18 protein-coding genes and 1 tRNA gene are annotated in these 18,777 nt (G+C 45.3%); 8 read left to right on the top strand and 11 right to left on the bottom strand.

Annotation, left to right across the window (positions count from 1 at the left end):
- Nucleotides 1-3: 3 nt before the first annotated feature.
- Both QUB24_RS29025 and QUB24_RS29020 read left to right on the top strand, forming a co-directional pair.
- Nucleotides 4-828: a SirB1 family protein gene (locus QUB24_RS29025; protein ID WP_333157086.1), complete on the top strand. Its 825-nt coding sequence runs from the start codon at nucleotides 4-6 to the stop codon at nucleotides 826-828.
- A 455-nt stretch (nucleotides 829-1,283) separates the two neighbouring features.
- Complete coding sequence (locus QUB24_RS29020; protein WP_333157085.1) at nucleotides 1,284-1,970, top strand: alpha/beta hydrolase; 687 nt, start codon at nucleotides 1,284-1,286, stop codon at nucleotides 1,968-1,970.
- A 137-nt stretch (nucleotides 1,971-2,107) separates the two neighbouring features.
- Here the strand turns inward: QUB24_RS29020 and QUB24_RS29015 are convergent, their stop codons facing one another.
- Nucleotides 2,108-2,572, bottom strand: a complete 465-nt coding sequence (locus tag QUB24_RS29015) for an SRPBCC family protein (RefSeq protein ID WP_333157084.1) — start codon at nucleotides 2,570-2,572, stop codon at nucleotides 2,108-2,110.
- 147 nt (nucleotides 2,573-2,719) lie between these two features.
- Between QUB24_RS29015 and QUB24_RS29010 the strand changes: the two genes are divergently transcribed.
- The 4 genes from QUB24_RS29010 to QUB24_RS28995 all read left to right on the top strand — a co-directional run bounded on the left by QUB24_RS29010 (nucleotide 2,720) and on the right by QUB24_RS28995 (nucleotide 7,630).
- Entirely contained in the window at nucleotides 2,720-3,937 is a 1,218-nt protein-coding gene (locus QUB24_RS29010; protein ID WP_333157083.1) for a transposase, read from the top strand.
- Nucleotides 3,938-4,021: 84 nt separating this feature from the next.
- A complete protein-coding gene (locus QUB24_RS29005; protein WP_333157082.1) occupies nucleotides 4,022-5,698 on the top strand; it encodes a mechanosensitive ion channel in 1,677 nt (558 codons plus the stop codon).
- Between the two features lie 177 nt (nucleotides 5,699-5,875).
- Nucleotides 5,876-6,544 (top strand): IS607 family transposase, encoded by a 669-nt coding sequence (locus QUB24_RS29000; RefSeq protein ID WP_333157095.1) that lies wholly within the window; start codon nucleotides 5,876-5,878, stop codon nucleotides 6,542-6,544.
- 9 nt (nucleotides 6,545-6,553) lie between these two features.
- Nucleotides 6,554-7,630 carry an RNA-guided endonuclease TnpB family protein gene (locus QUB24_RS28995; RefSeq protein WP_333157081.1) on the top strand — a complete coding sequence of 359 codons (1,077 nt, stop codon included), beginning with the start codon at nucleotides 6,554-6,556 and terminating at the stop codon, nucleotides 7,628-7,630.
- 187 nt (nucleotides 7,631-7,817) lie between these two features.
- Here QUB24_RS28995 and QUB24_RS28990 read toward each other — a convergent pair.
- The 4 genes from QUB24_RS28990 to QUB24_RS28975 all read right to left on the bottom strand — a co-directional run bounded on the left by QUB24_RS28990 (nucleotide 7,818) and on the right by QUB24_RS28975 (nucleotide 9,566).
- Nucleotides 7,818-7,891 (bottom strand) — tRNA-Pro (locus tag QUB24_RS28990).
- Nucleotides 7,892-7,928: 37 nt separating this feature from the next.
- Nucleotides 7,929-8,297 (bottom strand): DUF1818 family protein, encoded by a 369-nt coding sequence (locus QUB24_RS28985; RefSeq protein ID WP_333157080.1) that lies wholly within the window; start codon nucleotides 8,295-8,297, stop codon nucleotides 7,929-7,931.
- 141 nt (nucleotides 8,298-8,438) lie between these two features.
- Nucleotides 8,439-9,083, bottom strand: a complete 645-nt coding sequence (locus QUB24_RS28980) for a hypothetical protein (protein ID WP_333157079.1) — start codon at nucleotides 9,081-9,083, stop codon at nucleotides 8,439-8,441.
- 252 nt (nucleotides 9,084-9,335) lie between these two features.
- Complete coding sequence (locus tag QUB24_RS28975; protein WP_015175138.1) at nucleotides 9,336-9,566, bottom strand: DNA-directed RNA polymerase subunit omega; 231 nt, start codon at nucleotides 9,564-9,566, stop codon at nucleotides 9,336-9,338.
- Nucleotides 9,567-9,646: 80 nt separating this feature from the next.
- Between QUB24_RS28975 and QUB24_RS28970 the strand changes: the two genes are divergently transcribed.
- Nucleotides 9,647-10,339 (top strand): GDSL-type esterase/lipase family protein, encoded by a 693-nt coding sequence (locus QUB24_RS28970; RefSeq protein WP_333157078.1) that lies wholly within the window; start codon nucleotides 9,647-9,649, stop codon nucleotides 10,337-10,339.
- Between the two features lie 208 nt (nucleotides 10,340-10,547).
- Here the strand turns inward: QUB24_RS28970 and QUB24_RS28965 are convergent, their stop codons facing one another.
- Nucleotides 10,548-12,026 carry an amidase gene (locus QUB24_RS28965; RefSeq protein WP_333157077.1) on the bottom strand — a complete coding sequence of 493 codons (1,479 nt, stop codon included), beginning with the start codon at nucleotides 12,024-12,026 and terminating at the stop codon, nucleotides 10,548-10,550.
- Nucleotides 12,027-12,371: 345 nt separating this feature from the next.
- On the opposite strand from QUB24_RS28965, the gene QUB24_RS28960 reads away from it, so the two are divergent.
- Nucleotides 12,372-13,625 carry an S-layer homology domain-containing protein gene (locus tag QUB24_RS28960; RefSeq protein ID WP_333157076.1) on the top strand — a complete coding sequence of 418 codons (1,254 nt, stop codon included), beginning with the start codon at nucleotides 12,372-12,374 and terminating at the stop codon, nucleotides 13,623-13,625.
- A 127-nt stretch (nucleotides 13,626-13,752) separates the two neighbouring features.
- Here QUB24_RS28960 and QUB24_RS28955 read toward each other — a convergent pair whose 3' ends face one another.
- The 5 genes from QUB24_RS28955 to QUB24_RS28935 all read right to left on the bottom strand — a co-directional run bounded on the left by QUB24_RS28955 (nucleotide 13,753) and on the right by QUB24_RS28935 (nucleotide 18,551).
- Nucleotides 13,753-14,262, bottom strand: coding sequence for a pentapeptide repeat-containing protein (locus QUB24_RS28955; RefSeq protein ID WP_333157075.1), 510 nt, complete (start codon nucleotides 14,260-14,262; stop codon nucleotides 13,753-13,755).
- Between the two features lie 269 nt (nucleotides 14,263-14,531).
- Nucleotides 14,532-15,881: an LCP family protein gene (locus QUB24_RS28950; RefSeq protein ID WP_333157074.1), complete on the bottom strand. Its 1,350-nt coding sequence runs from the start codon at nucleotides 15,879-15,881 to the stop codon at nucleotides 14,532-14,534.
- Nucleotides 15,882-15,895: 14 nt separating this feature from the next.
- Nucleotides 15,896-16,243: a DUF6717 family protein gene (locus QUB24_RS28945; protein ID WP_333157073.1), complete on the bottom strand. Its 348-nt coding sequence runs from the start codon at nucleotides 16,241-16,243 to the stop codon at nucleotides 15,896-15,898.
- Nucleotides 16,244-16,664: 421 nt separating this feature from the next.
- Nucleotides 16,665-17,840 (bottom strand): aminotransferase class V-fold PLP-dependent enzyme, encoded by a 1,176-nt coding sequence (locus QUB24_RS28940; RefSeq protein WP_333157072.1) that lies wholly within the window; start codon nucleotides 17,838-17,840, stop codon nucleotides 16,665-16,667.
- Between the two features lie 105 nt (nucleotides 17,841-17,945).
- Entirely contained in the window at nucleotides 17,946-18,551 is a 606-nt protein-coding gene (locus QUB24_RS28935; RefSeq protein ID WP_333157071.1) for a molybdenum cofactor guanylyltransferase, read from the bottom strand.
- Between the last annotated feature and the right edge of the window lie 226 nt (nucleotides 18,552-18,777).

Raw genomic sequence — 18,777 nt, 5'->3', positions numbered from 1 at the left:
AATATGGATTTTCCGATCGCCCGACAACTCTTTTATCGAGAAATTAATCAGCCTGATGGCTCGATCGACCTGGCGAAAGCTGCCCTTTATATGGCTTTGGAAGAATACCCAAATTTAGAGCCAGAGGAGTATCTCAACGCTCTCGACACGATCGCAGATGAAGTGCGCTCACGCCTGCCGGCACAGAATTATCCGCTGCGGATTATTCAAACTATTAACGCCTATTTATACGGGGAGTTGCAGTTTGCGGGCAATGATGTTGATTATTACGACCCCCGCAATAGCTTTTTGAATGAAGTGATCGATCGGCGTACTGGCATTCCGATATCTTTATCTTTGGTTTATTTGGAGGTTGCTCAGCGCATTGATTTTCCGATGGTGGGAATTGGGATGCCGGGACATTTTTTAATTAGACCGGATTTTGAAGATGCTGGCATTTTTGTTGATGCGTTTAACGGCGGCGAAATCTTGTTTCCTGAAGATTGTCAAGCCAGACTTTCTCAAATTTATGGTCAACCTATGGAGTTGCAGCCGGCTTTTCTCGCCCCGGTAAGTCGCCGACATTTGTTGGGGCGAATGCTGGGAAATCTGAAGGCGATTTACTTGCAACAGGGAGATGCTGTGAGGGTACTCTGGGCGATTGAACGGATTTTGCTGCTGTTTCCCGATGCGCTGGGGGAACGGCGCGATCGCGGAATTCTCTATTATCAACTGGGACGCTTGGTAGAAGCGCGCCACGATTTGGAACTATACCTGAGAAATGCTCCGAATGCTCCTGATGCTGCTAGAATTCGCCAATTGGTCGATCGGCTCGATCGGGATATGTGAACTTAAATTTGGTATCGATCGCACACTATAGCCATCCTCGCATCATTTGTAAATTTCTTACTCCCTCCCCTTGATAAGGGAAGGGTTGGGGTGGGGTCAAAAATTTACGACTCCTGCAAGGATTGCAATATAAGAGGTGAAAGCGACACTCCATAAACTGCTGCCCGACGGCCCAATTTCGCTTTTATAATTTTTGCAAAGCTATCTAAAATTGTCAAATAGCTAAGTGTAACATATAAATTGTCAATTAATACCTATCTTTTGATAGGTTAAATTTGCTTGACATGACTGTAAAATCATAGGTCATTTACCGAACTTCCGAGTCAACTTTCCAGACTGATACCCCCACTGATACCCCCACTGATACCCCCACTGATACCCGCACAGATACCCCCACTGATACCCCCACAGACGAGCCATCTAAAAAGTATTTTGACGTAAAGAGGCACAAACTCATGAACTTTCAGTTTCAACAAGGTTATCTCACCGGAATGCAACCGCTGTCAGCCCATTTAACCAAAAGAATGTCAAAGTCTTTATCATTGGGTTTGGCGCTTTTGCTGGGAACAAGTGCAGTATTCCTAAGCAGCGACAAAGCCTTTGCATTAGATAATGTTACCGTAAAATACGGTGCTGTTGACGTAACATTACCGATGAGCGACTTACAAAGCTTTGCACAAACCGGCCAAGCATCATCTCAACTGCAAAGCGTTCTGAGTCTTGCGAAACAAACTCCCGAGTCGGTGCGCGAAATATTAACGCGAGAAGTGCCTTTAGATTCCCAATTAGTAGCGCGGCTAGCAAGCACTTATTTTGGGGAAATTGTTTTCAAAGAATTAGGCGAGGTTGCTTATGCGCCGACTGCGAGGCTTCAAAGCGTGCCCGCACTGCGCGATGCTTTAGTCGCAGCTTCCAAAGATGGCAAAATATCGCTGATTGAAGTGATGCAAAATTACAGCCCTGCGGCCTTAGAAGTTGACGGCAATCAAGCGATGGTTATCTACGAGCGAGTGATTAAAGATGTGCAAGATTTGCAAGCTTTGTATCAGAATTCCCCGGCTTTGCAAAATACCGCCGGCCAAGCGGTGAATTCTGCTAGACAAATGATTTGTCAGCCCAGTCCATCAGGAAGTGCGAAATAAATAACTGAAATTCCAGGGAATTGGGAATTGGGAATTGGGAATTGGGAACTGGTGCTTTCTTTCCCTATTAGCTCTTAATTTTCATCTATTACCAATGACCCATTCCCGATGCCCGATGCCCGATGCCCAATTACCAATTATACCTTACCCATTCTTTGAGATAGTTGCTCGGCTACCCGCTTGAGTCGGCGGAGTTGGTCTTTCATATCTTTTTCCGTCCAAGGGGCTGCCAAGCGATTGAAACCAAATCTAATTAAACGATTGGGAATTTGAAATTCAAAGCGGTTAATCAAGAGAGTTCCTTGGATTTGCGGCTGGCATTCCCAACGATCGCATCCTTTGAAAAATCCGTCAAACCCCCAAACAATTAAACCTGGTTGTCGCTCCAACACAACACTCTCTAAAGAGGGTTGCAAAACTGGAATTTTTATGATAAATAAGCTGCGACTTCCTACGGCAGTATCCCATTCGCCCTGGGGATCGCAGCGTAGCAAGGGATTGAGCCACTTGTGCATTAAAGTGCGATCGACTATACAGCGCTCCACCAGAGTAGCAGCAGCGTGAATTTCAATGGATTGCTCGAAAACTTGACGAATTGACATGAGAACCTGCAACAAGGAGGGTATTACAAAACTTTGCTTAGTTTATAGTCCTTTATTTACTTGTAACGTCAATTTTTCCAGAAATTAAAAGATTGACACACTCATAAATACAGTGTATCATCTTGAAATAAAGTATATATACCGATTATGGAGTTAGTCGAAAGGCACATCATTAAACCCAATCATAGGTTTTATCGAGAAGCCGATCGACTGTCTTGGCTGTACAAAAATCTTTACAATAGCGCTAACTACATCTACCCTCAAAACTTTTTCGCTAGCCAACAAACAAACACTCTGGCTGTTTATCACGCCCTCAAAACAAGTCCTGATTACAAAGCACTGCCCGCAAAGGTAGCACAAAGCACGATCGGCTTAGTCCTCAAAGCATGGACTAGCTACTATCTGGCGGTGCGAAACTATCAAGAAGACAGCACAAAATTTAAAACCGCACCGCAACTTCCTCATGATAAAGGCTCAAGAGATCGAAAAAGAGAGGACGGGCGCTATGTAGTTGTATTTAATAGTCAAGCAGTCAACAAAAAAGCCTTAAAAAAAGGATATGCTCGTCCCTCTGGGACTAATATTTGGTGGCTGTCAAAAGTCACCTCGATTCTGGAAATCCGGATTGTTCCCAAAGTAGGTTGTTATGTTGTCGAGGTACTCGATGAAAAGTTAGAACAGCCTTTACAAGTTAATCAGAGAGTAGCTGCCATAGATTTAGGATTAAACAATCTGGCAATATTAACCTACAATGTTCCTGGGTTAGTACCGACAATCTACGAGGGACGGGGTGTTAAGTCAAGAAACCAATACTGCAATCAAGTTTCATCGGCATTGAAATCATGGCTCCCCCTAGCGCAAAAAACCAGTAAAAAACTCGCCCGATTGTGTCACAAGCGTAACTGTAAAGTGGATTACTACCTCCACACGAGGTGTTCCGCAATTATTAAAGAACTCGTTAATCATCACATGGGCTTGCTAGCGATCGGCTGGAACCATGATTTTAAAGATGGGATTAATACCGGTAAGGTTAATAATCAAAATTTTGCCTGTATTCCCCATTGCCGGTTCGTGCAAATGTTGCAGTACAAAGGACAACCTGCGGGAATTCAAGTTGTGTTAGTTGAGGAGAGTTACACCTCCAAATGTTCAGCTTTGGATTTGGAACCAATTCAACAACATTCCGACTACATTGGCAGTAGGGTAAAAAGAGGATTGTTCAGAACCCAAACAGGACGCTTCCTAAATGCCCATGTAAACGGTTGTTTGAATATTGGCCCAAAAGCAGTCGGATATGGGTGTATCCCAAATTCGAGAGAGGGTTTTGTAGTTAACCCAGTACGATTAAAAGTGTACAAACATTAAATTTAGGCGATGTCTAGATTTTTTGGAACTATTATTAAAGTTTCGTCTTCTCCTTGTCAAATCTGACGTTAACCTGAGAAAAAAATGAATGAAACTTGGCAAGAAATAACTCAACCGATATCGGGCCCCATAGCGGCGTTGTCCGATCGCGTTTTGGCACAGGCCCAGCCCGGGAATGCCCTGACAGATGCAGAACGCGGAATTAACAATTTCATTCAGGGCTCAAACATTGAAAATCTCATCTGGGCCGTCGGTATCCTGCTCATTGGCTTGATAGTATCAGCCCTCGTGTCTTCTGTCGTCGGGGGATTGCTCAAGAAGACTACGATCGACAATCGGCTGGCTGCTTGGATTACCGGCCGACCGGAAGGAGCTGGAGCTCCGCAAGTGGAAAAATGGATTTCCGCAGCGGTGTTCTGGATCATTTTTGTCTTTTTCCTAATTGCCTTTTTCAACCGGCTGAATCTAACGGCTGTCTCGCAACCCCTCAATACTTTTCTCAATCAAATTACCGGTTTCTTGCCGAAGTTAGCCGGCGCGCTAATTTGGTTGGGGATTGCTTGGGTGTTGGCAACTGTCGCCAAAATGGCCGTATCGCGGGCGATGCGGGCTTTTAGCGTGGACGAGCGCTTGAATCAGGAAGTGGGTGCAGCGCCCACTGAGCGCCCTTTGCTGCTGAGCGATACTGTGGCGAATGCACTGTACTGGTTCATCTTTCTGCTGTTTTTGCCGCTGATTCTCGACTCACTGGAAATGCAGCAGGCTCTGCTACCGGTTAATAATTTACTCAACCAAATTCTCGCGGCAATTCCGAAAATTCTGGAAGCTGTGCTGATTGGGTTTGTGGGCTGGCTGCTGGCTATGGTAGTGCGGCGGATTGTCACAAATCTATTGGCGGCTGCTGGGGCGGACGCTTTGGGCGCTCGGTTTGGAATTTCGCGGACTTCGGGCGGACAATCGCTGTCGTGGATTGTCGGTACGATCGTCTATGTTTTGATTTTGATTCCAACCGCGATCGCAGCTCTGAACGCTTTGGACATTCAGGCGATTTCGCAGCCTGCAGTCGCGATGCTCAACGACATTTTGGGCGCGGTTCCCAAAATATTCACGGCGGCGCTGATTCTGGCGCTTGCTTACATTTTGGGCCGCTGGGTAGGCGATTTGGTTACTAATATCCTGACCGGAATTGGCTTTAACAATGTCTTTTCTTGGTTGGGAGTGCAGGCACCGAAACAGTCGCTGAGGCTACCGCCAAGTTCGATCGATCCCGACGCAACGATTCTTCAGGAACCGGAACTTCCAGCCCGCACGCCTTCTGAGTTTGTCGGCATTGTGGTGCAGGTGGGCATCCTGCTGTTTGCAGTGGTGGCGGCTACCGACGTGCTGCAAATTCCAGCGCTGACGGCGATTGTTAGCGGTATTGTCCTAGTTGCAGGTCGGGTGCTGGCCGGTTTGGTGGTATTTGCGATCGGCTTGTATTTGGCGAATCTGGCGTTTAGTTTGATTGCCAGTTCTGGAACTCGCCAAGCGCGGCTTTTGGGCCAAGCGGCTCGGGTTGCGATTATTGCCTTTGTTTCGGCCTTGGCGCTGCAACAGATGGGCATTGGCAGCGATATTGTGAATTTGGCTTTCGGGCTGCTGCTTGGGGCGATCGCAGTTGGCATTGCTCTAGCTTTTGGTTTGGGCGGGCGCGAGATTGCGGCCGACCAAATTCGCGAATTGTTAGCGTCGTTTAAACAAGATAAGACGCCACGTTTGTAATTCTATAAAATGGCGTTTGTCAAGTACAAACGCCATTTTTTTATGATTAATTTCATTGTTAGGGTCGCGAAGCAATCGCAAAGCCTTTGAATTTGAGGATACAGCTATAGACTGTTCGGAAGCAGAGCTAGTCCCTAGGTAGCGAATAAATAGACAAAATAGTACACTTGTAGACAAATATGCGGTGTACCATTTTGTTTAAGCTCGCGCGTTTTCGCAAAAAAGCTGGGATTGTCAGTAAAAACACTCCAACGTTGGGACGTTTCAGGGAAATTGCCAGCCAAGCGCACCCTGTCAGGTCATCGGTTCTACACCGAAGATGATCTCTTGATAGCCAACGGATTGAAGCCCATAGAAGCCAACCGAAAAACGGTCGTTTACTGTCGAGTTTCATCCAGCGGGCAAAAGCCGGAACTCAAAAATCAGATGCTGGCAATGGAAGCTTTCTGCCTAGGTCGAGGATTAACAGTTGATGATTGGGTGTCAGAAATTGGGGGCGGACTAAATTTTAAAAGGAAAAAGTTTCTAGCAATCATGCTGTCAATGCTCAAAGGTGAAATATCAATAATTGTAATTGCACACAAAGACAGAATGTGTCGCTTTGCTTTTGAATTCATCCAAGAGCTTGCCACGTCGGTTGGATGCGAAATTGTAGTCGCCAATCAATTATCGTTGTCCCCCCAGCATGAATTAGTAGAAGATTTGATGGCGATAATCCACTGCTTCTCTTGCCGTCTATACGGTCTACGAAATTACTCCAAAGAGATCAAAGAAAACCTAAAAGATGCTATTGACAAGCCCGTACAAGACATGGCAAAATTGAGCAATCAAGAAATACAGTGTTGAGGTCGAACAATGCTTTTATCCATCAAAACAAAGTTAAAGTTAAACAAGAGCCAAGCAACAGTTATGAGTAAACACGCTGGAATAGCAAGGTTTACTTATAATTGGGGCTTGGCTACTTGGAGTAATCTTTATCAAGATGGACTGAAGCCAAATAAATACCTCCTCAAGAAATTCTTTAACAACCACGTAAAACCTGAGTTTACGTGGATTAAAGAGGCAGGTATTTGCCAAAAAATTACCCAATATGCGTTTGATAACCTTGGGGATTCTTTCTCTAGATTCTTCTCAAAAAAAGGTGGCTATCCCAAATTCAAGAAGAAGGGGCATCACGATTCTTTCACTATTGATGCGAGTGGCAAGCCTATCCCTGTGGGCGGTACATCTATAAAGTTGCCGACAATCGGCTGGGTAAAAACTCACGAGGGATTGCCTCACACAACTTGCAAGTCAATTACCATTTCGCGCACTGCCGATAGTTGGTTTATTGCGTTCGCTTACGAACAAGAGCATGAACCAACAATCAAAAGTCATGATGTTGTAGGAGTTGATTTGGGCGTCAAAGAGTTAGCTACACTTTCAACTGGCGTAGTATTTCCGAACCCAAAGCACTACAAAGCACATCTCGCAAAACTCAAGAGGTTGTCAAGGGTTCTTGCCAGAAAGGTCAAGGGTTCCGAGAATAGATACAAGGCCAAAATTCAATTAGCAAAGCATCACGCTAAGGTAGCAAATCTTAGAAAAAATACTCGGCATCAAATCACTACTTACTTATGCAAAAACCACGCAAAAATAGTAGTAGAAAATTTGAACGTTTCCGGGATGTTGGCCAATTATAAACTAGCTCAAGTAATAGCTGATTGTGGATTCCATGAATTCAAACGCCAGTTAGAGTACAAGGCTAAAAAGTTTGGCTGTGAAATAATCGTTGCCGACCGATGGTTCCCGTCGAGCAAGACCTGTTCAAACTGTGGACACATCCAAGATATGCCACTCAAAGAAAGGACTTATAACTGTGGAAGTTGTGGTCATTCGATGGACAGAGATTTAAACGCAGCAATTATGTTATCGCGGTTGGCTAAACCGTGAAAGCTTACTGAGGGATAACCGCTCCCATGCTCCCGATGAAGTAAGAAGCAGATGTCTAGACTTGTCTAGTCTTTGTGTAGCAGATTGATTCTTGTTTCTGGGCCGATGCCCCTAATTGAGAATGGTAAGAGCTGCATCGCCTGCCCTCAAACAACAAAACCTTCTCATAGAGAAGGTTTTATCACAATCGGAGCGGCGGGATTTGAACCCACGACCCCTACTACCCCAAAGTAGTGCGCTACCAAGCTGCGCTACGCCCCGACAGCTTTAACAGCTTAGCATAGAATTTCCAAAAAAGTCAAAAAACTTTTAAAACTTTTGCGGCCTGCACCAAACTCGGAACCGCAGCCGCCGGCCAAAAACCCTCGCACCTCCTGCCAGCATTCAAGATCAACTGCACGCTGTAAGCTTCGGGATAGCCTTCCACCTCCACCCACAGCAAGTCGCTTTCGGCTTCAATGGCGATTTTTTCCTCGTCCATTAACTCAGAGGCCATTTGACTCATTGTGCCGGCTAATTGCCCCAACAATCGGCAAAAATCGTTCAACTCAGCCTCCGTGAGTTCGTGAGCCCAACCGTCGCCAGCCACCAAACCCTTAAACTCCTGGGCCTCCGGGTTCCATCCCAAACGCCACCCAACACCCGTTTTAATTACACGTTCCACCATTAAGGGATTTTAGATTTTAGATTTTGGATTTTAGATTAGTAGGACTTACCCATAAATACGAAAGAAAACGGGTTTTTTACCTGTGTTAAAGGCTCAACAGCAATATTCCCGTAAAAAACCCGGTTTCTGTATCCATGAGTATTAAGGTGCCAGCAACTTCGCATCTCCCGGCTGCGGCTGCGGTATCTCCGGCGAATTCGATCGCCCTTGTGGTTTTTCCCCCGCAGGTGTGCGCCCACGCCCGGAATTCTCCGTAAAAACATCAACCAAAGCTTGAACCAAAGCATCCCGCTGTGCTCTATTTAACTTTTGAATAGCAGCACGATCCTGTTCCATTGGATTTGAGCGCAAAACGTCCTTTCCCGGATACACGCTTTCCACCAAATAATCTGGAGTCGCCCCCAGATAGTCAGCTAAACTCAACTTCCAATCAAAGCGGTAATTGGGCGGCCTTCCTTTGACAAATACGTGATATCGAATCAACCGCCCGACTAAAGTATTGGTAGGATCGACTTTTCCAGTTTCCTTAGAAATGTAGTTATTTTCGATCGGGAAATCCGGCAATTTTTCGTACACCAATTTCCACGCATCTTGCACCCTCACTTGCGGCGGCGCAGATTGTTGAGCCACCCGCTGCACTGAGGCAGACTCAGAACTCCGCAGCAGCGAAGGTTCCAAAGCCGACATACTCAGTTCCCCGGATTCCAATACCCAACTCAAAAGCGTGAAAATCGCTACACTCAAAGTAACCAACAGAAAACTTAAGCCCTGCTTTAATCTATTCACGGTTTTGACAATAATTTCAAAAATAGAATAATTTCATAAACTTACCCCCAAGCAGATGTCCTAGTTTCTAATTTTAGGATTTACGATCCTCAACCCGGTTTATTAGAAACATCAGAGTTTTTTTAACAAGGGAACTAGGAATCAACCGGGTTTCACGTCCCGCGCGCCCAAGTCTAGTTTAAGAAAGTTTTGAGTGTGGAGTTTAAAAAAATTGCTCGCAATTCACCACTCAAAACCCAAAACTCCCAAAGTCTAGATGTCTCCGATAATTTCCGGCTGAGTCAGTTCGTCCGACATCTCAAATATCGCCCGCATTACAGGTTTCATTTGATGGTCGTCCATATTGTCAAAATCTTCATATCGACGGCGTTTTGCGCGGTTCGCCACCTGCACCGTAATCCGATAGCGGTTGGATGCACCGTTAATCAACTCTTCCGCGCGACGGGTTAGCTGAGTTGAATCGAAAGTTGGACGCTTAACCATGAGACTACCTACTTTATGTAATGTTACATTCTAGTCTAGTATGTCAAGATTAATAATTTATTAACTGAGTATCATTGCTTATGCAGGTAGCAACAGCCTATTCCTTTGGTCACTTGCATCGGGGAAATTCTCATCCCCTCAAATTGGTTGCTTTCGGTGACAGCTTAATCTACGGTTTCGGCGACGGTGTAGGCGGGGGTTGGGTGGAAAGATTGCGGCGCCAGTGGATGTTACCGGAGAGTGCAGGACACGTTTTATACAATTTGGGCGTTCGGGGCGATCGGGCTTATCAAGTCTCCCAGCGGCTCGAAAACGAGTTTCGCCACCGGGGCGAGCTCAGAAACCGTGTCCCGGATGCGATTATTCTTTCCGTCGGCCTCAACGATTCGGCGAGAGTGCAGTCGCCTACCGGGCGCAGCTACACGGAGTTTGAACATTTTAAAACTGTTTTGGATCATTTGTTAAACCTGTCCCAACAACTTTGTCCGGTGATATTTGTCGGAATGGTGCCGGTGGATGAAAGTAAAATGCCTTTTCAAGATTGTTTGTATTACAGTCATGCTGATCAATATCAGTATAAAGAAGCAACAAAATTAGCTTGTCAGTTGCGGGGAATTCCCTATTTAGATATTTTTGATAAATGGATAAATCGGGGCAGTGATTGGTGGCGATCGCGCTTGATTGCAGACGGGCTGCATCCCAATGCAGCGGGCTATCAATCTTTATTTGAAGATGCGACAAGTTGGGAACCGATCGCCTCTATTAGTAATTAGTTGAGTAGTCATTAGTCATCAGTAAAAATGACGTAGTATTCGTCAGCTAGCATTATTTCCGCTACAAACTAAGACTCTCACAACTGACGCACGATCGCAAAAAACTGTGCGTCAGATTCATACTTTCCGTGCCAATTAAAAATCTCAAACCTGACGCACCCTACCACTGATTGTATTCTTGACGCTCAAGTGAAACTTGATAAAATGCTCAGTAAGTAGGTGGGTGTTGCAAACTACCAACCATTTTGTCGATCGCACTTGCGATCGCCAACAACTCCATTTCACCCCACCGCTTACCAACAATTTGCATTCCAATCGGTAAACCATTTTGAGTTTGTCCAATTGGAATTACCACGGCAGGATGTCCACTAAGATTAGAAGGCAGGGTGTAAGCCCCGTTTGCCACTGCATGAGGATAGGATCTGCCATTAACGTCAACGGCACTCCAAGCGGGACGGTGAGTAAACGCAGCGGTTGCCGCAACCGGACAAAGCCATACATCCCACGGTTCTAATGCCTCATCTATATGGGCAGTGAAGGCATCGCGCTGTGTGAGTGCCTCGAAATATCCTTTCAAACTTGGATTCAATATCTCAGGTAGCAATCTGCTGAAATCTCCCAATTTTCGGAGTTCCTTGTCGCCTTGGGTTGCGGTGCGGAAGATTAACTCTAAACTACGACGCAGGTTATATCTATCCTGCGGTTGAGCGTAGATAGTGAGGTACATTGACATCCGTCCGTAGAGATTCAATATTTGGGAAAGGTCAAAGTCTTTGGGAAGCCAGCGTTCGATTTGGACACCTGCGTCAGAGAGTGTCTGCGCGATCGACTCCATAGCTGCTCGAATTTCAGAAGCAACGGGAACTTCTGCCCATTCAGCAGTCCAAGCGATTTTTAAATTCTGCAAAGGCTTGCCAGAGGGTTGATCGAGCGGAATCGGCGGCACATCAGGGCGTCGCAGATCCGCGCCTGCAATTAACGAAAAACAGAGCCGGATGTCTTCGAGCGATCGAGCAAAACACCCCACTGTCATCATTTGCCGAATAGACAGTGGCATTCCCGGCACTTCAGGAATCTGCCCTGCTGTAGAAATACGGCGATCTGTCGGCTTTAAACCATATATGCCGCAGAAATGAGCAGGCTGACGCACCGAACCCCCGAAATCGTTCCCCAAATCTAACGGTGAAAGTCCTGCTGCGACAGCAGCGGCACTCCCCCCAGAACTGCCCCCAGGTGTGTAGTCAAGATGCCAAGGATTATTCACCCGTGGAAACAGAGAATTTGTGCTTTGATAATTGGCAGCCAGTTCCGCCATGTTGGTTTTTCCCATGATGACAGCACCTGCTGCCCGCAATCTCGCAACAGCAGTTGCATCCTGTTGAGGCACATAATCTTTGAGGGGAATATAGCCTGCTGTGGTGCGGAGTCCGGCTGTTTCAAAAATGTCTTTAATCGTGATGGGAACCCCATGTAAAGCACCCCAGTTTTCTCCTCTGGCTAGGGCTTCATCGGCAAGTCTTGCTCTAGTACGAGCATTGTCTTCATCCAAGGTACAAATGGCGTTTAATTGCGGGTTGTGCTTGGCGATTTGAGTAAGGTAAGCGTCGAGAACTTCGACGGCAGATACTTGGCGATCGCGAATCATTCGCGCTAGCTGATGGGCCGAGGCAAACGTCAGGCTACTCATAGGCAACAAACAGGTATTTCTCGATCGAGTCAATTATAGTCACTTTTAGTTAATATAGTTAACTCATATCAAACGGCTTTGTCCCTAAATCCTGTTAATTGCAGACACAAGGTAGATAAGGGAGATAAGCAACATAAGGATTTTAAGGGATTTAAGCATTTTAAAATCCCAAAATAAGCATCAAAATATTTATTTTAAAAGACCGTATCTTCCCCGCACCAGAAGTAAAATCATTCAATAATGATTACATAAGTGAGGGAAAGAGCAAGTTGGGCAGGAATCAATCAGCCTCTCAAAAGCTTAGTTCTCCTCAATAAAAAAATTGTGTAAATTGGAGAATCAAAAATGTCTGTATTACATCGCATTAAATCCGGTACATCTGTTTTATTAACATTGGGAACCGTTGCCGGAACCGCAGCGCCGATGCTAGCTCCCGCGCCTTCTTTTGCTCAGACAGCTTTTTCGGATGTTAATAATAACTACTGGGCAAAAGACTTTATCCAAGATTTGTCAGAAAGAGGAATTATCAAAGGATTTCCCGATGGTAGTTTTCGCCCGGATGCACCGGTAACGCGGGCTGAATTTGCGGCAATGATCCGTTCGGTGAAAAAATCCAAAACCCGCGATGCTGTAAGGTTTGCCGATGTTCCCTCTAATTTTTGGGCAAGCGGGGCGATCGCCGAAGCTTACGAAATGGGATGGATGTCTGGCTATCCCGGCAATGTTTTCAGGCCGACACAGCAGATTCCTCGCGTTCAAGTTGTAGTCGCTTTAAATAACGGAATGGGCTATGAGCCTACGTGCGATTTTCAAGATGTTCTCAGCTACTATAATGATGCTGGTGAGATTCAAAGTTATGCTGTCAAAAGCGTTGCTGCTGCTACTGAAAAACAGTTGGTTGTCAGCTATCCCAATCCTAAATCTCTCAAACCCAACAAGTCAGCAACGCGAGCTGAAGTAGCTGCTTTTATCTATCAAACATTAGTGAGTAGCAATCAAGCAAGAGCAATTAATTCTCCTTACATTGCTAAGGTTGATGTTAGCGAGTCTGTTGCTGTGCAAATTCCCAGGGGGGTGACTATCCCAATCGAGTATGCAAAAGGCAAGATTTTGCTCGCCCCTAATGACAAGTCTCCAATTACGCTGACTGTAGCTTCGGATATCACGGGCAATAATGGCCAAGTGCTGATACCTGAAGGCTCGAAAATTAGCGGCGAATTGCGATCGACTACTTCGGGCGTTCAGTTTGTGGCTCAAGAATTAAGTATCATCAACGGCAGCAGAGTGCCTCTCAATGCCACTTCGCAAGTGATTACTAGGAAAGAAACTGTTACCAAGGGCGTTAATGTTGGCAATCTGGTTAAGAATACGGCGTTGGGTGCAGCAGCAGCGGCGGCTATCGCAGGTGTTACGGGCGATCGGGCGATCGCGACTGAAGAGGTGCTCGGCGGTGCGGGAATCGGGACTTTGATCGGAGTATTTTTGGGCCGAGATAAAGTCGATTTGTATGCTGTTAATCCTGACACCGATTTAGATTTGCTGTTGAATTCAGATTTGGTAGTTGGTACTGCCAGCACAGACATTTGTAGCGCTCGATAGAGCCGATACTTGGAAATTTACTCAAACCCCTCGCCTTGCAGGAGAGGGGCTTTAATTTGTGTATTTTACATCGCTACAGGTGCATCTAATCCAATAATTAGCCAGGGATTTTTTTAAGTGTGAATTCCTACGGACATCCCAAACTTTCGCGAGTAGAAACTCCCGTCACGGGATTGACACCATCTGCTTTCTCGCACAGGAGAGTAACTTGATAAGCATCGATAATCGCGTCACTAAAATCAGCGCCGGAAATTGCAGCATCAAAAAACCGAGTTCGAGTCATAATTGCCTCGGAAAAATTAGCATTCGTCAAATTAGCGCCGTCGAATGTAACTCTATCTGCCAAAGCACCGGAGAGGTTGGCACCTGACAAGTTGGCATTCAACAAAACTCCCTTAGTCAAAATCGCATTAGTTAAATCAGCACCTTGAAAATTGGTTCCCCGCATTTCAGCAGCGACAAATGTTCCCCCCGCTAGATCCGAGTTGGAAAAATCGCGATCGGACAAATTAATATTTGTGTAATTAATACTTGTTTTCGGCAGGGCAAATGCAGGAGTAGCACTCAGCAGCACCCACCCACAAGCCAACACTAAACTTAAAAACAGGCTCAGGAAAATTCGGAAAACACTTTTCATGATGATGGGAATGGGGAATTGGGCATATAGCAATCCTAAATGATTCAGATAAATTTGTAGGGGTAGTGCTAAGACTGCCTACCCCCTATCTATCGGGCAACCGGGCGTGGGATTGCCCCTACAATAATTATGCAAATGATGCGAGGATTGCTATAGTTGACTGTTGACTGTTGACTGTTGACTGTTGACTGTTGACTGTTGACTGTTGACTGTTGACTGTTAACTGTTGACTGCTGACTGTTAAATGTTGACTGCTGACTAATGACTCATTAAAATCGCTTTACCCAATCTTCGCCAACGCGAAGTGTCAAGTCAGAATTGATTTCACCGGTAGAAGATGCTTCAATTTTACCGCCGCCTAACTCTTTTTGCAGTAGATTCGCTGCCTCTAAATCGCCTTGCTGAACAATAATTTGACTTTGACGCTCCTTCTGGGGCGAATCCTGCACTACAGATACATTAAAAAAGCCCTTTTTCCTGAGAAATTCAGCAACGTTTTTTGCAGTTGTCGGTTTGCTAGAAGCGTTTTGGACAGCTATTTTGAGGTTTTTGGGCAACAGGGAGTCGCTGGGATTGCGAATTCGTCCTTGTTCAAAATCCGGCACGCTCTGGTTCAAGTATTGTGTGATAATGCGATCGCGCCCGATCGCATCTACAATCCAATAACTCCTCAAATCGGCTTGTTCTGAACTAGAACTTCCCGGCAACATTACCATTTTAAAATTCTCTCGCTCCAATTGCAAACCGAAATTTGCCAGCGTCAATATTTCCTCATAATTTAGGTTTGTATCTACATATTTTTGCATCAATCGAACAATTTGTGGCAAGCGCACCAATACTGATGGACTTGCGAGGCGGTCCCGAATAGCTTGAATTAAAGATTGCTGCCGCTGAATGCGGCCGATATCTCCTAAACCATCGTTGCGAAATCGAGCAAATTGTTCTGCTTGTTCTCCGTTGAGAGTTTGCCATCCTTTAGCTAAGTTTATTTTTAACTTTTGAGCGGTATCTGTATAGGACATTGGGCGAGGTACAAATACCTCAACTCCGCCTAACAAATCGACTAATTCCCGAAACGCACTGCTGCTGACTCGCACGTATCGTTCAATTGTCGTATTGTTCAGCATACTGCTAACCAATCGCGTAGCCAAAGCTGCTCCTCCCCTGGCATTGGCTTCGCTAATTTTGCTGAAGCTAATTCCGGGAACTTCGACTTTAGTATCTCGTGGAACAGAAAGCAAACTAATAGATTTATCTCTAGGATCGAGGTGCAATAAGAGTATTGTATCGCTGCGACCATGAAAAATCTTAGGGGAATTGGCCGCCGCTTCCGGCACGCGGTCAATTCCCAATATCAAGATATTAACTGACCGCGACAGGCGGTATCCAGAGCGGTTGGAGGATAAATAGTCAAATCCCGTCGCCTCTAATACTCTATTGATAATTGGGGGTTCCACGGGAGCTAAAAGGGCGGTAATTGCCCCCAAGGTTGCCGAGATGGCGGCTGTGAAAACTAGGAAAAATAGCCCCACTATATACAGGAAGAATTTAGGCTTTTTTCGAGAGATTTGATCGACAGGTGTAACAAAGTCTCTTTTAAAAATTGACAAGTTTTTCATTGACTTGCTGTTGATTATTGCAGTTTTTCAGCTTTGCAGTAAAACTTGGGCGGTGCTTCTGGAAAGTATTTGAGCAAAGCCGGACACAGCCAGCCTTCGAGATTTTTCGATTCCCACCGATACCAGTTACCGCCGTATTCTGCTTTCAACCACAGCATTTCTGCTTGATATCCGGGAAATGGATTAGCTGAAAATAAAAGTCGGAAACCTTGAGCGGCATTGGGAATGTCTGCGACAAGCGCGTTAATCATTTCGGGGACGCCCTGAACAAATGGTTCTCGGATAAGTCCGAGTCGCTCGTCGTCAAAAACCCAGGTGTACTGTTCGCGATAGGGGTAAATTACCATCATGGCATTGGACATGGTATTTTCCTCTTTTTATTTCGTTTATTTTGTCAGCAAAAATGCAAGTCTTGATACATTATATTCTGTGGCGCGGAACTTGTGCACTATCCGGTTTGACAACCCTGTTTTAACTTAGGATTTTTCACGGGTTATTTACAAATTTTATTCGGTTTGGGCGGATTGGCGAAGTTTAGGGCTATGGGGCTTTATATCTATTTTTTTAGCTTTTTTTTATGTAAAAATTATCACTATTCAAGAGTAATAAAGGTGATTCATTGCAGGATTTTTACTCTTAGGGTGCATATTTGTATAACCATTACTACGTTTATAGTAAGGACAAATAGTCTGTATTCTCCCAAACTATGAGAACCGACACCCTAACTACAAACCTATAACTGTTTGTAGCTGGGTGTGATGTTTATTTTCGGGAAGCTCCAGCTCAAATTCTCGTCAGCTCAACCAGCGCCTTAGCCAAATATTCATACTGGGGAAAAGTATTGTAAAACTGAGCCGAAATCCTCACCAACTGCTTACTAGCATCCGGCCAAGGAATCACCGGAACTTCAATTTTAAAAATCTCCCACAGCGCCTCTTGCAAAGGTGGAATTCCTCCCTTTGCAACCACATAAGAGTGGGAGTCTGCCAGCGGCACAACAGCCATCGAACCCACCATTTCATCAGGACAAGGCAGCTGCAAATCTAATTTCTCCGCCAATATTTTTCTACCCGCCAATGCTAAAGCATGATTCTTTGCCATCAATTCCGGCCAACCGCCGCTCAACAAAGAACCCATAAAATCAATAGCTACAGGAACGCATAAATAGGGGCTAGGATCGACTGTTCCCATCCAGTCAAATTCTAATTGAAAGCGTGATTTATCAGCGCGGGGTGAGTTAGCACCGTGACTGATTGTAGTTGGTCGAATGGCATTTTGCTTGTCGCGCCGCACGTATAAAAAGCCCGCACCTTTCGGCGCGCACAGCCACTTATGGCAATTTCCCGTATAGTAAGCCGCGCCAATTTCATCTAAATTGAGTGCTAGCATCCCCGGCGCGTGAGCTCCGTCTACCAATACATCCACGCCACGGTTAGCTAACTCACCGACTAACTGTTTGATGGGAAAGATTAAACCTGTTTGGCTCACAACGTGGTCTAATAAAGCTAACTTTGTTTTCGGTGAAACGCACTTAATTATTGCTTCAATAATTTGTTCTGGTGACTCAATGGGAAAGGGGACTTCTGCTACTATTACTTTAGCGCCTGTACGCTCGGCTACAAAATTAAGTGTGTTGCGACAAGCGTTATATTCCTGATTTGTAGTGAGCAATTCGTCGCCCGGAGAAAAACAGAGCGATCGCAAAACAGCATTTACTCCCGTCGTCGCATTCGGCACAAAAGCCAAGTCATCCTCACTCGCACCGATAAATGTGGCTAACTGATTTCTTGCATTATCCAACAATGGTTCAAATTCCCGCAGTAAAAAGCGCAAGGGTTCTCTTTCCAGTTGTTCCCGAAAAATGGTTTGCGCTTCGAGTATGGGAATCGGACAAGCCCCAAAAGAGCCGTGATTAAGGAAAGTTATATCGCGATCAAGCAGCCAATATTGGTTAATCATTAGTAATTAGTAATTAGTAATTAGTAATTAGTAATCAGTCATTAGTCATTAGTCATTAGTCAGTCAACAGTCAACAGTCAACAGTCAACCGTCAACCGTCAACAGTCAACCGTTACTCATTTTACCTTTTAATTGCTCAAACTCTTCTAATGTATTGCAATTGGATAACATTACTGCTTCTTGTTCCCCTACAGGTAGAGGGATTGCGGGGATTTGATTTAACCACACTTGAAAGGAACCTCCCCCTTTGTCAATAAAACTTTGCAAGCTGGGCAGAGATTGTTGGCGGTAGAAGCCGCACAAAGGCTCCCAGCGCGAATTTTGATAAGGCACAACTGCTAAAGTAGATGGGGGAAACTCTGTTAACTGACTCGCCCACTTCTGGATAATCTGGGCATCCAACAAAGGTAAATCGCAAGCTAACAGTAAAATCCACTCGGCGGCTATTTCTTTCAATCCCTGAGTCAATGCAACCAAGGGCCCGGAGCCCGGATTGTAGTCTACCAGAAATTGGGATGTTTCGGTTAAGGTCGATCGATAGCGATCGGGCCAAGCAGTCAGAACATAAACTTCGGGGGTTACAACTGTGGCAACTTCCAACGCCCGCTGCAAGAGGGATTTGCCCTCAATTTCCAGCATAGCTTTATCCCTACCCATCCGCGAACTTTGACCGCCTGCAAGCACAATTACAGCAATTTTATGATTTGTCATTAGTCAGTAGTCAGTAGTCAGTAGTCATTAGTCAGTAGTCAGTAGTCATTAGTCATTAGTCATTAGTTATCGCAAGAATTGCCTGTTTTGAACAGGCAAGATGCCTGTTCCACAATAATTATTGGAGATGTCTAGTAGTCAGTAGTTAACGGGAGCGTGTCACTTTTGCGATGAGTATAAATACTCGTGAACCCCAGCTTGACTTTTTTACTGATGATCAGTATAT

It is taken from the genome of Microcoleus sp. B9-D4, from assembly GCF_036705105.1.
Classification (GTDB): Bacteria; Cyanobacteriota; Cyanobacteriia; order Cyanobacteriales; family Microcoleaceae; genus Microcoleus.
The sequence above is the reverse complement of the archived record's forward strand: the minus strand, read 5'-3'. Positions and strand labels throughout refer to the sequence as shown.